Below are 15,470 nucleotides of genomic sequence, written 5' to 3'. Positions count from 1 at the left end.
ACAAAAGCTTTTCCGGGCGTCAGCCGCCAAGTTCGCTGAATCCGGTAAGGAAGTGCGGCCCGATAAATCGCTGGGGCAGTTCGAACTCGTCGCGGTACTCCACATCCACCAGATATAGGCCAAATGGATGCGCAGTTACTCCGCCGGTACGGCGAACCCTGCTCTCCAGCACTTCCCTGGCCCATTCGACCGGGCGTTCGCCGGTACCGATGGTCATCAGCACACCGGCGATATTGCGCACCATATGGTGCAGAAACGCGCCAGCGCGTATATCCAGCACGATCATCTTGCCGTGGCGGGTCACACGCAGGTGGTGGACTTCCTTGATCGGCGACTTGGCCTGGCACTGGCCGGCACGGAAGGCGCTGAAATCATGCACACCCACCAGATGCTGCGCGGCCTCGGCCATGCGCTCGGCATCCAGCGGACGGTGGTTCCAGGTGATTTCTTCGTTAAGGTGCGCCGGGCGGATCTGGTCGTTGTAGATCACGTAGCGGTAACGCCGCGCAATCGCCTTGAAGCGCGCATGAAAATGCGCTGGCATGACCTTGGCCCAGCTGACGCTGACGTCGTGGGGCAAATTGATGTTGGCGCCCATCACCCAAGCCTTCATCGTGCGCTCGGCCTGAGTATCGAAGTGGACCACTTGGCCACAGGCATGCACACCGGCGTCGGTACGTCCGGCGCACATCAGCGAAACGGGCGAATCGGCGACCTTGGACAGGGCCTTTTCCAGGGTTTCCTGTACCGTCAGCACGCCAGACGCCTGGCGCTGCCAGCCGCGATAGCGCGAACCTTTGTATTCCACGCCCAGGGCGATGCGGTAAAAGCCTGCGGCCGCCATTTCGGCGGCCGCGTTATCTATATTTGCCAAGAACTGAGAGCCTGATGAGTTGCGCAAAGGCGGCCATTATAAATGCGGCAGCCGTGTGACGGGCGCTTTTATTGGAGATTGACGCAGACCACATGCGAGAGGGGGCTTGCTCCCGATAGCGCCGTGTCAATCAGCACCTGCTGGGCTGATCCACTGCTATCGGGAGCAAGCCCCCTCCCACATCAGAGCGGTATCGACCTTCAGATTTTGCCGAGCATTTCCTTGGCTTCGCCGCGCTGGGACTCGTCGCCCTCGGTCAGTACTTCGGACAGGATGTCCCGAGCGCCGTCCGCATCGCCCATGTCGATATAGGCCTGGGCCAAGTCGAGCTTGGTAGCGACCTCGTCAGTGCCGGACAGGAAGTCGAACTCAGGCTCATCACCACCCAAGGCTGCGTCTTCAGCAGTGAAAGATGGCTCGATGGGTGGATGCTCAAGGCTCTGGGACAGGCGATCCAGCTCGGCGTTGACATCGTCCAGCTCCGATGCAAACGCGTCAGGCTTGACGACTGCGTCCGGCTCATCGGCAAGGGACAGATCAAAATCTTCCGGCAGGTCGAAGTCATCCACGGGCGCAGGCGTCAGCGTAGGCGGCTCAACGGCAGGCACGTCGTTCATCTGATCTTCAAGGCCGGACAGGAAGTCATCATCGGACTGAGCTGACGTCGGCGCATCCAACTGCAGGTCCAAATCAAAGTCAGACAGGTCATCCGAGGCCGGCTTAGTGGCGGTTTGCTCTCGCAGCAGCGACTCGAATGTCTGCTGATCGTCCTTGATCTCGGCCGGTGAAGCAGCCTCCAGATCATCCAGGCTCAAATCAAAATCGGTGTCAAAAGCCTCTGGCTTGGGTGCTGCCGGTTTGTCTTCGAGCAAATCCTTGACGTACTGAGCATCCAGCGCAGCGGCAGCAACCGCCGCACTGACGCCTGCCGCCAACACCGCCATCGCCGGAAAGCGCGACTTCAGTTGCTCGACCTGGGCGTGGTTTTCACCATTGGCCACCAGTTGACGCTCCTGGGTCACGAAACCGTCTTTGTCACTTTGCAGGCCGTAGACCTCCATTAATTTCAAACGTAGGTCACTGCGCTTGGGCTCGTGCTTGATGGCTTGTTCGAGCACATCAGCGGCCTGGTTAAGATGACCACGATCGATATGGGACTGGGCTTGCACCAGTGCGTCGTTGGCGTTTTGCGGCGCAACGGCAACGGCCAGCGGCGCGAGCACGGAGGCGACCGTCGGCACCACCACTGCAGGCTCAACCACTGGAGCGGGCGCCGGAGCGGCGGACAGCTTGACGTTCGGCGGCGGGACTTCAAGCCCCTCGAAACTATCCGAAGGAAGGTCGTGTTCGATATCAGAGGTAAATTGCGGCTCTTCGGCCAATGCACGCGCCATCCGCAGGTGTTTTTCCTCTTCGCGACGGGCGTTGCGATGGCGCAGCCACAGCAGCAGGAGCAACAACACCACCAGGCCCGCCGCACCACCGATCACAGAGAGGACAACCGGGTTGGTCAGCAGGTCATTGAACTTGCCTTCGGGAGCGTCAGCTGCGGCAACCGGTGTAGCCGCTTCCGGTGCGGGAGCAGCTACCGGAACGGCCGGCGTTGGTGCTGGTGTTGCCGCCTGTTCGGCGGGGGTTGCCGGAGTGGCTGCCGGTTCGCTGGCCAACTGCGCGGGCATCGCCGCTGCAGTCGTTGCAGCCGTTGCCTGCGTCGCCGGGTCGCCTTTTTCCGCCTGCAAACGGGCCAACTGATCATTCTTCAATTGAATCAGTTTTTGCAGTTTATCCAGCTGGCTTTGCAGGTCAGCTGCACGGCTCTTGAGTTCGTCGTTATCGCGGCGAGTGGTATCCAGCTGTTCCTGGGTCATCGCCAGCTTGTCGCTCAGACCCTGGCTGTCGCCCGCCTTGCCCTTGCCGCCCTTCTTGGCCGCCTCGGCCGAAACCAGGCTCAAGTTGTCCTGGGCATTGGTGGTCGACGGCGCACTGCCCGCCTGCGTACGCTTGGTGGCGTCCAGTTGTTGCTTGCCGGCGGCCTGGTTGGCTGCCGTGCGACGCCCCTGGCGCCAGGCATCATTCTGCGCGCGAACTTCGGCAATCGCCTGGGGTTGCGGCAGTGCGGTGCTTTGGACAGTGTCCGGCAGGCGCAGCACCTGGCCGGTTTTCAGGCGGTTGATATTGCCGTCGATAAAGGCGCCAGGGTTAAGCGCCTGAATCGCAAGCATGGTCTGCTGCACCGAACCGCCATTGCGGTGTTTCTCGGCGATTTCCCATAGGGTGTCGCGGGAGGTGGTGGTGTGCTGGGCCGGTTTGCTTGCGGCAGGCGCGGCGCTGGCAGGTGCGCCCAAGCGTGGGGCTGGCGCCACAGCGGCCGGTGTCGACCGGTCGAACTTGGACGGATCAAGCAATACGCTGTAGTCGCGCATCAAACGACCATTGGGCCATTGCACTTGCAGCAGAAAGCGAACGTAAGAGTCAGGCAGCGGCTTGCTGGAGGTGACACGCACCACGCTGCGACCGTTGGGGTTGATCACTGGGGTAAATGTCAGGTCATTGAGGAATGCCTGGCGATCGACGCCGGCATCCACAAACGCCTGCGAGGACGCCAGGCTAGGAGTGATCTCGGACGCGGTGAGGCCGCCGACATCGAGCAATTCGATTTCCACCGACAGCGGCTGGTTCAACTTCGACTTGAGGGTCATTTCCCCCAGCTGCAGCGCCTGCGCCATACCGGAGGACAGCGCCGAGGCGGCCGCTATTGCTAACACCAGTTTGCGAACTTGAACCATAGCCTCATCCTTTGTTTGAACACTCCCCGGCCTGCGAGAAGGTTGGTAACCGCTTGCCATAAGGCATGGCGAGCCGATAGGTTACCGACACGCTTCTGTTGCACTTCGGGCCAAGCATAGCGCCTGGCTAGAATCAATCTACAAATTGCGGCCAAGTATCTTTTACGCAAGGCCTTTTATCAACAACTGCGCCAGTTGCACGGCGTTAAGTGCAGCGCCTTTGCGTACGTTATCTGACGTCAGCCACAGATTTAGTTCCGCCGGGTCATCCACACCGGCGCGAACCCTGCCGACATAGACCACGTCCTGGCCTACCGCATCACCAACGGCTGTTGGGTAATCCCCCTCCTCCACGAGTTCTATACCCGGCGCAGCGTCGAGCGCACGGTTGACCGCAGCAAGGTCGACCGGCGCAGCCAATTGCAACGACACCGTCAGGCTATCGCCAAAAAACACCGGAGCTTGAACGCAGGTCGCAGAAATCTTTAGTGACGGTAATTCAAGCACAGCACGCAGTTCGTGTACGAGACGCTTCTCAAGGGCTGTATGACCTTGGGCATCTGGCGTTCCGACTTGTGCCAACAGGTTGAAGGCCATTTGCCGGTCGAAGAATTTCGGCTCCAGCGGGCGCACGTTTAGCAGCTCGGCGGTCTGACGGGCCAGTTCGCTGACGGCTTCACGTCCTTGAGCAGACACCGCCAGGTTAGCCGTGACGCTGACGCGCTGGATATCCAGCAGCCCACGCAACGGCGCCAGCAATACCGCCAGGTTGGTCGCGGACGGGCTCGGACTGCCGAGCTGGAACGGCTTTTTCAAGCCCTTCAGGACGTGGGCATTGGCCTCAGGCACGACCTGTGGCGCCTGTTCGGCGGGCAATGCACCGGACAGGTCGATCACCGAACAACCCGCCGCCGTGGCACGTGGGGCGAAGCTCAGGGTGACGGCTGGACCGGCGGCAAAGAACGCCAGTTGCACCTTGCTGAAATCGAATTCATCAACTTCCTTGACCCGCACGTTCTTGCCGCGAAACGGTACCGACGCACCGGCGGAATTATTGCCGGCCAACAAGTACAGGGTGCCGACCGGGAATGCCAACTCTTCGAGAATCTGCACCAGGGCTTCGCCAACAGTGCCGGTGGCGCCGATCACGGCAATTTCAAAGGTCTGGGTCATGGGGGCTGCCTCGGGCATTGCGGGGGGAGCGGCACTTTACCGGGTGGCTGGAGGTGAGGCAATTGACCTGGGGGTGGGGCCATGGCTGACGTCGCTATCGGGGGCAAGCCCCTGCCCACAATGAACAGCATTTCAACGCTGGAATTCGGTCGAATGTGGGAGGCGGCTTGCCCCCGAAAGCCTCCGAAAGAACAATAAAAAACCCGCGCCTGTCACCAGAACGCGGGTTTCTATTATTGCTTAAAGCGATCAACGCTCCAGCAAAATCCGCAGCATGCGGCGCAACGGCTCAGCCGCGCCCCACAGCAGTTGGTCGCCGACGGTAAACGCGCCGAGGAACTGGCTGCCCATGTTTAGCTTGCGCAGACGGCCCACCGGTACATTCAGGGTGCCAGTGACCTTGGTCGGGCTCAGCTCCTGCATGCTGATGTCGCGGTTGTTCGGCACCAGCTTGACCCACGGGTTGTGCTGGCTGATCAACCCTTCGATATCGGCGATCGGCACGTCTTTGTTCAGCTTGATGGTCAGCGCCTGGCTGTGGCAGCGCATGGCGCCGATGCGTACGCAGATGCCGTCAACCGGGATCGGGCTCTTGAAACGGCCGAGAATCTTGTTGGTCTCGGCCTGGGCCTTCCACTCTTCGCGGCTCTGGCCGTTCGGCAGCTCTTTGTCGATCCATGGGATCAAGCTACCGGCCAATGGCACGCCGAAGTTCTCGGTCGGGTAGGCATCGCTGCGCATGGCTTCGGCCACACGACGGTCAATGTCGAGGATTGCACTGGCCGGGTCGGCCAGTTGATCGGCGACGGCCGCGTGGGTGGCGCCCATCTGCTTGATCAGCTCACGCATGTTCTGCGCGCCGGCACCGGAGGCCGCCTGATAGGTCATGGCGCTCATCCACTCGACCAGACCCGCTTCGAACAGGCCACCCAGGCCCATCAGCATCAGGCTGACGGTGCAGTTGCCACCGACGTAGTTCTTGGTGCCGGCATCCAGTTGCTGGTCGATGACCTTGCGGTTGACCGGGTCGAGGATGATCACGGCATCGTCCTGCATACGCAGGCTCGACGCGGCGTCGATCCAGTAACCCTGCCAGCCCGCTTCGCGCAGTTTCGGGAAGACTTCGCTGGTGTAGTCGCCACCCTGGCAGGTCACGATCACGTCGAGTGTCTTCAACTCGTCAATGCTGTAGGCATCCTTGAGCGGGGCAATATCCTTGCCCACGGACGGCCCTTGGCCACCCACGTTCGAGGTGGTGAAAAACACCGGCTCAATAAGATCGAAATCCTGCTCTTCCAGCATCCGCTGCATGAGCACGGAACCGACCATACCGCGCCAACCGATCAGACCTACACGTTTCATCGCAACTACACCTTGTTAAAAAGTGGGCCGTCTTGCAGCAACAACTGCAAGCGGGCCCGAGAGATTACAGATTCCGCAGCGCGGCGACTACTGCGTCGCCCATTTCTTGCGTACCGACTTTGGTGCAACCCTGCGACCAGATGTCACCGGTGCGCAAACCCTGATCCAGCACCAGACTCACGGCCTTCTCGATCGCGTCCGCCGCATCGCTCAGGTTGAAGCTGTAACGCAGCATCATCGAGACCGACAAAATGGTCGCCAGCGGGTTGGCAATGCCCTGGCCCGCAATGTCCGGCGCCGAACCGTGGCAAGGCTCGTACATGCCCTTGTTGTTGGTGTCCAGCGACGCCGAAGGCAGCATGCCGATAGAGCCGGTGAGCATCGACGCCTGGTCGGACAGGATGTCGCCGAACAGGTTGTCGGTGACGATCACGTCGAATTGCTTCGGCGCGCGCACCAGTTGCATGGCGGCGTTATCCACGTACATGTGGCTCAGTTCGACATCCGGGTAGTCCTTGGCCACTTCCTCGACGATTTCGCGCCACAGTTGGCTGGAGGCCAGTACGTTGGCCTTATCCACCGAGCAGACTTTCTTGCCGCGCACGCGGGCCATGTCGAAACCGACACGGGCGATACGGCGGATTTCGCTCTCGCTATACGGCAGGGTGTCGTAGGCCTGGCGCTCGCCATTTTCCAGTTCGCGCACGCCGCGTGGCGAGCCGAAGTAGATGCCGCCGGTCAACTCACGCACGATCAGAATATCGAGACCAGCCACCACTTCCGGCTTCAGGCTCGACGCGTCGGCCAGTTGCGGGTAGAGGATCGCCGGGCGCAGATTGCCGAACAGGCCCAGTTGCGCGCGGATCTTCAGCAGGCCGCGCTCAGGGCGGATGTCACGTTCGATTTTGTCCCACTTCGGACCACCCACGGCGCCGAGCAGCACAGCATCGGCAGCACGGGCGCGGTCCAGGGTTTCATCGGCCAGTGGCACGCCGTGTTTGTCGATGGCGGCGCCGCCGATCACGTCGTGGCTCAGCTCGAACCCCAGGCTGTACTTGCTGTTGGCGAGTTCCAGGACTTTGACCGCTTCGGCCATGATTTCCGGACCAATACCGTCGCCAGGGAGAATCAGAATCTGCTTGCTCATGGGTTCCTCATTTCATCGAGCGACCTGCCCGTGGGCAGGTCGGGAAAATTAATCAGCGTTCGGCCCATACCACGAGCACGTCGGTGCTGAAGGTGCCGTCGGCTTGAATCTCGTAGTAATCGCGCACTTCCTGGCCCATCGCCTGCTGCAACTCCAGGATCGCGGCGCGCAGCACTTGCGGTGTACGCATACGTTCGACCCACGAGGTGTATTCCAGGCGCAGGCGCTGGCGGCTGCTGTTGCGTACATGCAAACCGGCTTCGCTGAGCTGACGCATCCACTCGGCGGCGGAGTAATCGCGCACGTGACTGGTGTCGCGCAGCACCTCGACGGTCTGCAGGTAAGTGTCCAACAGCGGACTACCCGGTGACAACACGTCAACAAAGGCCGCCACGCCGCCCGGCTTGAGCACGCGGCGCACTTCACGCAGGGCCAGGCCAAGGTCGCTCCAGTGGTGGGCCGAGTAGCGGCTGAACACGAAGTCGAACTCGCCATCGGCGAACGGCAGGCGCTCGGCGGCGCCATTTACGGTGCTGATATTGGTGAAGCCGCGATCTTGCGCAGCGGCAGCCACCACATCAAGCATCTGCTGGGACAGGTCATAGGCCACCACTTCCTTGACCAGCGGCGCCACATTGAAGCTCACATGACCGGCACCGCAACCGAGATCCAGCAGTCGCGCACTGCCCTGCCCGGCCAGTTCTGCCTGCAGCAGCGCGAATTCTGTGCCCTGGGCGTGCACGGCACTGCTCAGGTAGGCAGACGCCTGTTCGCCGAATTGTTTTTGCACGACTTGGGTGTGGGCGGTGTTGGTCATGGTGGCATCCTTCAAGGGTTGCGTTGCTAGTACCGGCCCTATCGGGGGCAAACCCCCTCCCACAGGGGAACGCATTCCAAATGTGGGATGGGGCCTGCCCCCGATGAGGCCGGTCCTGCCTATATCAATTTAGGCGTCGCGAAACAGCCAAGGCTGGCTCGCCCGGTGCTTGGCTTCAAACGCCGCAATCGCATCACCGTCCTGCAAGGTCAGGCCGATATCGTCCAGGCCGTTGATCAGGCAGTGTTTACGGAAGGCGTCCACCTCAAAGTGGTAAATCTTGCCATCCGGACGGGTCACGGTTTGCGCAGCGAGGTCGACGGTCAACTGGTAGCCAACATCGGCTTCCACTTGCTTGAACAGCTCGTCGACTTCTTCGTCAGTCAAGATGATCGGCAACAGGCCGTTCTTGAAGCTGTTGTTGAAGAAGATGTCGGCATAGCTCGGCGCGATGATGCTGCGAAAGCCATATTCTTCGAGGGCCCACGGCGCGTGCTCGCGGCTGGAACCGCACCCGAAGTTTTCCCGGGCCAGCAACACGCTGGCGCCTTGGTAGCGTTCGGCGTTAAGCACGAAGTCCTTGTTCAGAGGGCGCTTGGAGTTGTCCTGGTAGGCGTAGCCCACGTCCAGGTAGCGCCACTCGTCGAACAGGTTAGGGCCGAAACCGGTGCGCTTGATCGACTTCAAAAACTGCTTGGGGATGATCTGGTCGGTGTCCACGTTGGCACGGTCCAACGGCGCGACAAGACCTGTGTGTTGGGTAAAAGCTCTCATCGGGTATTCCTCAGATCAATTCGCGAACGTCGATGAAACGACCGTTGACGGCAGCGGCGGCGGCCATGGCCGGGCTCACCAGGTGGGTACGGCCACCGGCGCCCTGACGCCCTTCGAAGTTACGGTTGGAGGTCGACGCGCAATGCTCGCCCGACTCCAGGCGGTCCGGGTTCATCGCCAGGCACATCGAGCAGCCCGGCTCACGCCATTCAAAACCGGCTTCGAGGAAGATCTTGTCCAGGCCTTCGGCTTCAGCCTGGGCTTTAACCAAGCCTGAGCCCGGAACCACAATGGCCTGCTTGATGGTCGAGGCGACTTTGCGTCCCTTGGCGATCACCGCCGCAGCGCGCAGGTCTTCGATCCGCGAGTTGGTGCAGGAACCGATAAACACGCGATCCAACTGGATGTCGGTGATTGCCTGGTTGGCCTTCAAGCCCATGTACTTCAAGGCGCGCTCGATGGAACCGCGCTTGACCAGGTCGGCTTCCTGAGCCGGGTCCGGCACGTTCTGGTCGACGGCCAGGACCATTTCCGGCGAAGTACCCCAGCTGACTTGCGGCTTGATCTGGGCAGCGTCGAGTTCGACCACGGTATCGAACACCGCATCAGCGTCGGAGACCAGGTCTTTCCAGGCTTCGACGGCGGCATCCCAATCGGCACCAGCCGGTGCGAAAGGACGACCCTTGACGTATTCGACGGTCTTTTCATCCGCCGCCACCATGCCCACGCGGGCACCGGCTTCGATGGACATGTTGCAGATGGTCATGCGGCCTTCGATGGAGAGGTCGCGAATGGCGCTGCCGGCAAATTCGATGGCATGGCCGTTACCGCCAGCGGTGCCGATCTTGCCGATCACAGCGAGGACGATGTCCTTGGCGGTGACGCCAAACGGCAACTTGCCTTCGACGCGCACCAGCATGTTCTTCATTTTCTTGGCAACCAGGCACTGGGTGGCGAACACGTGCTCGACCTCCGAGGTGCCGATACCGTGAGCCAGGGCGCCGAAGGCACCGTGGGTCGACGTGTGGGAGTCACCGCAAACCACGGTCATGCCTGGCAAGGTGGCGCCCTGCTCCGGGCCGATCACATGGACGATGCCTTGACGCACATCATTCATCTTGAATTCGGTGATGCCATATTCATCGCAGTAATCATCGAGGGTCTGCACCTGCAACCGCGACACAGTGTCGACGATGGCGTCGATGCCGCCCTTGCGCTCCGGGGTGGTCGGTACGTTGTGGTCCGGGGTGGCGATGATCGAGTCGACGCGCCAAGGCTTGCGCCCGGCCAGTCGCAGGCCTTCGAACGCTTGGGGCGAGGTCACTTCATGGATGATGTGACGGTCGATATAGATCAGCGACGACCCATCATCGCGCCGTTTCACTTCATGGGAATCCCAAAGCTTGTCGTAAAGCGTTTTGCCGGCCATCAGTCGGTCCTCATCAGCGGTGTTTCATTCGCCGGGCTTTTCAATAACCCTTTGGCTTGTGAGGCTGATGGTATGGCGCTACATTAAATAACTCAAATTCATATTTTTTATGCTTTGGATTACCAACTGGAATACCACAATGGACTTGGCCAACCTCAATGCCTTTATCGCCATCGCCGAGATCGGCAGCTTCTCCGGCGCTGGAGAACGCCTGCACTTGACCCAACCGGCCATCAGCAAACGTATCGCCGGCCTGGAACAGCAATTGAAGGTGCGACTGTTTGATCGCCTGGGCCGTGAAGTCGGCCTGACCGAGGCCGGACGCGCCTTGCTGCCGCGCGCTTACCAGATTCTCAATGTGCTGGACGACACCCGCCGCGCCCTCACCAACCTTACCGGCGAGGTCAGCGGGCGGCTCACATTAGCCACCAGCCACCATATAGGCCTGCATCGCCTGCCGCCTATCCTGCGAACCTTTACACGGGAATACCCGAACGTGGCGCTGGATATTCAATTTCTCGATTCTGAAGTGGCCTACGAAGAAATCCTCCATGGCCGCGCTGAAGTGGCAGTGATCACCCTGGCGCCCGATCCCCACAACTTGGTGCGCGCCACGCCAGTGTGGGACGACCCGCTGGACTTTGTGGTGGCGCCAGAGCATAGCCTGATCAGTAACGGCTCCATCAGCCTGGCTGATATTGCCGGCCATCCGGCGGTTTTCCCTGGCGGCAACACGTTTACCCACCATATTGTCAGCCGGTTGTTCGAGGCCCAAGGCCTTACCCCGAACATCGCGATGAGTACTAACTACTTGGAAACTATCAAAATGATGGTGTCTATCGGCCTGGCCTGGAGCGTGTTGCCGCGCACCATGCTCGATGATCAGGTGGCAAGTATCGCTTTGCCAGGCATACAACTCAGTCGCCAGCTAGGCTATATCGTGCACACCGAAAGGACGCTGTCGAATGCTGCGCGGGCTTTCATGAGCCTATTGGACGCACAGATGGATTTGCCAGGGATACCGGCATGACACTGTGCGGCCTCGGGTTCTGAGTAAAACCGTGCTGTTTGCCCATCGAATCAAGGCCCTTTGATAATGCGCAACCCCGTCGACCCCGTGCCACCCCTACCCCGCATTTACGCGCTGGACCCTCAACAGGCGGAACAAAGCTGGGAGAGCGCGCCACAACTGCTGGCAGCCCTTAACGCTGCGCGGCTGGGCGCATGGTGCTGGGAAATAGACACCGGCCGCATAAGTTGGTCACGGGGCACCCAGGCGTTGTTTGGTTTTGATCCGCGCCAACCGCTGCCCCAGGACCTGGACTACCTTGACTTGCTGGCCCAGTCGGATCGCGCCCGAGTGGTACGGGCTTTTCACGCCGTACTGGCCGGCGAGCCGCTTGAGCAGGCCATGCATCACCGCATCCAATGGCCTGACGGCAGCTTTCACTGGCTGGAAATCAACGGCAGCCTGCAGCCGGACAAAACCGGTCGGCGCCGCATGATCGGGGTGATCCGCGAGGTTACCCACCAGCGTGAACGTGAAAACGCCCTAGGGCACTCCGAAAAACGCTTCGCCACGCTGTTTCACCTGTGCCCGAACATGGTACTGCTGACGCGCCGGGCCGACGGCCTGATCAGCGAAGCCAACCAGTATTTCGAGATGCTCTTCGGCTGGCCCTTGGGCGATGCCATCGGCCGCACGACCCTGGAACTGGGCCTATGGCGCCACCCGGAGCAACGCGCACAATTGGTCAAGGCCACGCAGCGCAAGGGCGAGCCCATTACCATGGAGGTGCAGTTTTGCGCCAGCAACGGCCAAGTCCACAATGGCACGCTCAGCGCGCAAAAAGTCGAGTTGGAGGGTGAGGCCTATCTGATCAGCACCTTCCTCGACACCACCGAACGCAAAAATGCAGAGCAGGCGCTCAAGGACAGTCAGGAGCGCCTCGACCTGGCGCTGGACTCGGCACAACTGGGCACTTGGGACTGGCACATTCCCAGCGGCATGCTCTATGGCTCGGCGCGCGCAGCCCAATTGCACGGTCTGCCGTCCGAACCGTTCCACGAATCCTTCGACGCCTTTTTCGAAGGCATGCCCAACGAGGAACGGGACAACATGCGCAACGCCTACCGCACCCTGCGCGAAGGCCCTGCCGGAAACTACCAACTGACCTACCGCGTGGCCATGGAAGATGGCAGCTCGCGCTACCTGGAAAGCCGTGCTCGCCTGTACCGCGACGAGCGAGGTTTACCCCTGCGCATGGCCGGCACGCTGCTCGATATCACAGACCAAGTGGAGCGCGAACAACGCCTGAGCGCCTCCGAAGAAAAATTCGCCAGCCTGTTCCAGGCCAGCCCCGATCCGATCTGCGTCACAGGCCTGGAGAGTGGCGCCTTTATCGAGATCAATCCGGCCTTTACCCAAACCTTTGGCTGGAGCGCTGCCGAGGTAATCGACAAGAGCGCTGACCAGATCGGCCTATGGGATGATTCCAGCCAGCGCCTGGAGCGTATCGAGCGGGTCATTCGCGAGCAGTCGTTGAGCAACGTGGCCGTGGTGGTGCATCACAAGAATGGCCACAGCCTGACCTGCATGATTTCCAGCCGCCTGATCAAGGTCGGAGATCAAGCGTGCATCGTTACGACGTTGCGCGATATCACCCAACAACAGCGCTCCGAGGCCGCGCTGAAGGCCAGCGAGGAGAAATTCGCCAAGGCCTTCCATTCCAGCCCTGACGCGATTTCCATCACCGAGCGCGACACCGGCCGCTATGTGGAGGTCAACGATGGCTTCTGCCGCCTGACCGGCTTGCGAGCTGAAGAAGCTATTGGCCTGACTTTTTACCAGATCGGCATCTGGGCCGATGAGAACCAACGCTCGGCGCTATTGGCCGAGTTGCAGATCAAGGGCCGCATTCACCATCTGGAAATGCTCTGGCACAACAAACGCGGTGAAGTGCTGGCAGTAGAAGTCTCGGTCGAGCCCATCACCCTGAATGAAACCCCGTGCCTGCTGCTGACCGCGCGGGACGTGAGCCTGCTGAAAAACGCCCAGGCGCAGATCCGCCATCTGGCCTACCACGACCCGCTGACCAACCTGCCCAACCGTGCGCTGTTGATGGACCGCCTGAGCCAGCAGATCGCCCTGCTCAAACGCCATAACCTACGCGGCGCGCTGCTGTTCCTCGATCTTGACCACTTCAAGCACATCAATGACTCCTTGGGCCATCCGGTCGGCGACACCGTGCTGAAAATCGTCACCGCGCGGCTGGAAGCCAGCGTGCGCATGGAAGACACCGTGGCGCGCCTGGGTGGCGATGAATTCGTGGTGCTGCTCAGCGGCCTGGATGGCTCGCGCCAGGAAGTCAGCAACCAGGTGCAGGAACTGGCCGACACCCTGCGTGAATTGCTTTCGGAGCCGATGTTCCTGGACGGGCACAGATTGCAGGTCACGCCGAGCATTGGCGTGGCGTTGATTCCCGATCACGGCTCCACACCGGCCGACCTGCTCAAGCGCGCCGACATTGCCCTTTACCGCGCCAAGGACTCAGGGCGCAACACCACGCAGATGTTTCACAACAGCATGCAAAAAGCCGCCAGCGAACGCCTGCGCATGGAAACCGACCTGCGCCTGGCCCTCGCGCGCGGCGAATTCAGCGTTCATTACCAACCCCAGGTGGATGCGCGCGGTAACAAGATCGTAGGTGCGGAGGCACTGGTGCGTTGGCAGCACCCACAATTGGGTGCGCAGTCACCGTCGGAATTTATCAAGGTGCTGGAAGACAGCGGCCTGATCCTTGAAGTGGGCACCTGGATCCTTGATGAGGCCTGCGCCGCCTTTGGGCAACTGATCAAAGAAGGCTTGGTGGACCCGCTGAATTTCAGCCTATGCGTGAATATCAGCCCCCGGCAGTTTCGCCAGAACGATTTCGTGGAACGGGTGGAGCACAGCCTTAAGCAGCATTCCTTGCCCTGCAGCCTTCTGAAACTGGAAATCACCGAAGGTATCGTGATCCAGAACCTGGATGACACCGTCAACAAGATGCGCCGCCTGAAGAAGCTCGGCGTGAGCTTTGCGATGGATGACTTTGGCACCGGTTACTCTTCACTGACATACCTCAAGCGCCTGCCGGTGGACGCACTGAAGATCGATCAGTCGTTTGTGCGAGACGCGACCCATGATCCAAACGACGCGGAAATCATCAGGGCGATCGTGGCGATGGCTCGCAGTTTGAATCTGGAGGTGATTGCCGAGGGTGTGGAGACCCCCGAGCAACTGGCATTCCTGCAAGCATTGGGGTGTCATCTGTATCAAGGGTTCATTTACAGCAGGCCACTACCGCTGAAAGAGTTCAGGCAATTGCTGATATAACTATTAAATAGTCGACTGCTACTTTCATGACGAACAGCGACAGTCGATTATTTTTCAGGCCAACGCCAATACATTAATCAATTGCTAAAATATTACGCTTTAAAAAACGACTTCAATCCGCTCATGGCCCCACCCACCTTTTCAAACATCGAAGCAGCAAGTGAACCACCGATACTAACCGCACCGGAAATCGCCAACCCGACCGGACCTAATAACGGCGCCGCCAGACTTATCAGCGGACTAAGTGCTTTTACCACTCCCCCCAACACCTTACCAATCCCACTGAAAACACTGCCGACTTTGTCAAAGACTTTTCCGAAAAAGCTGCCAATCTTGGAAAAAAACTCTGCTTCTTCGGGGCTGGCTTACAAGGCCTGCAAAGCTTTGGCGGGGCTGGCTTGCAGGGTACACAGTATGTTGGCGGGGGCGGGTTATAACACCCAAACCGGATGCCGCAACCAGGGCCTGAGGCACGGATGGGCAACGTCGCACTGGAACCGCAGTTAGGGGAGTAAACGGAATTAACGCCATAGGTACGGCTCACAACTGGATCACGCATAAGAATTTTAGTCCTATATTTATCCGAGTTAAGACGGCAGATAGCAGCAATACAGAAGACCAGTATTTTTTACGCACTAACTACCTGACGCCCAACCCTTACGTGGCCATCCCCCCAAAAAAGTTCCTTGATCAATGCCAACCGCTCACGTTGAATTTGTCATAAAGCCCGAAT

Annotated in this window: 10 protein-coding genes; 2 read left to right on the top strand and 8 right to left on the bottom strand. The window is 60.1% G+C overall.

Going from position 1 to position 15,470, the window contains the following annotated elements:
• Positions 1-19: 19 nt before the first annotated feature.
• The 8 genes from truA to leuC form a co-directional block, all read right to left on the bottom strand.
• A complete protein-coding gene (gene truA, locus AB4N82_RS19635; RefSeq protein WP_053128844.1) occupies positions 20-844 on the bottom strand; it encodes a tRNA pseudouridine(38-40) synthase TruA in 825 nt (274 codons plus the stop codon).
• 230 nt (positions 845-1,074) lie between these two features.
• Positions 1,075-3,660, bottom strand: coding sequence for a FimV/HubP family polar landmark protein (locus AB4N82_RS19630; protein WP_122764665.1), 2,586 nt, complete (start codon positions 3,658-3,660; stop codon positions 1,075-1,077).
• A gap of 162 nt (positions 3,661-3,822) precedes the next feature.
• Entirely contained in the window at positions 3,823-4,833 is a 1,011-nt protein-coding gene (locus AB4N82_RS19625; protein ID WP_122680518.1) for an aspartate-semialdehyde dehydrogenase, read from the bottom strand.
• 249 nt (positions 4,834-5,082) lie between these two features.
• Positions 5,083-6,195, bottom strand: coding sequence for an aspartate-semialdehyde dehydrogenase (gene asd, locus AB4N82_RS19620; protein ID WP_032888280.1), 1,113 nt, complete (start codon positions 6,193-6,195; stop codon positions 5,083-5,085).
• Positions 6,196-6,259: 64 nt separating this feature from the next.
• Complete coding sequence (gene leuB, locus AB4N82_RS19615) at positions 6,260-7,342, bottom strand: 3-isopropylmalate dehydrogenase (RefSeq protein WP_017530190.1); 1,083 nt, start codon at positions 7,340-7,342, stop codon at positions 6,260-6,262.
• Positions 7,343-7,394: 52 nt separating this feature from the next.
• Positions 7,395-8,159, bottom strand: coding sequence for a class I SAM-dependent methyltransferase (locus AB4N82_RS19610; protein ID WP_032888283.1), 765 nt, complete (start codon positions 8,157-8,159; stop codon positions 7,395-7,397).
• A gap of 129 nt (positions 8,160-8,288) precedes the next feature.
• Entirely contained in the window at positions 8,289-8,933 is a 645-nt protein-coding gene (leuD, locus tag AB4N82_RS19605) for a 3-isopropylmalate dehydratase small subunit (protein WP_095185553.1), read from the bottom strand.
• Between the two features lie 10 nt (positions 8,934-8,943).
• Positions 8,944-10,362 (bottom strand): 3-isopropylmalate dehydratase large subunit, encoded by a 1,419-nt coding sequence (gene leuC, locus AB4N82_RS19600; RefSeq protein WP_053128838.1) that lies wholly within the window; start codon positions 10,360-10,362, stop codon positions 8,944-8,946.
• Positions 10,363-10,501: 139 nt separating this feature from the next.
• Here leuC and AB4N82_RS19595 point away from each other — a divergent pair, with 139 nt between their 5' ends.
• Together AB4N82_RS19595 and AB4N82_RS19590 are read left to right on the top strand one after the other, a co-directional pair.
• Positions 10,502-11,392: a LysR family transcriptional regulator gene (locus AB4N82_RS19595; RefSeq protein WP_032888291.1), complete on the top strand. Its 891-nt coding sequence runs from the start codon at positions 10,502-10,504 to the stop codon at positions 11,390-11,392.
• A gap of 66 nt (positions 11,393-11,458) precedes the next feature.
• Entirely contained in the window at positions 11,459-14,737 is a 3,279-nt protein-coding gene (locus AB4N82_RS19590; RefSeq protein WP_032888294.1) for an EAL domain-containing protein, read from the top strand.
• Positions 14,738-15,470 lie beyond the last annotated feature (733 nt).

The sequence above is a fragment of the Pseudomonas sp. H1_D04 genome, assembly GCF_054683855.1.
Note: the sequence above shows the minus strand (reverse complement) of the source record. Positions and strands in the feature narration are given on the sequence as shown.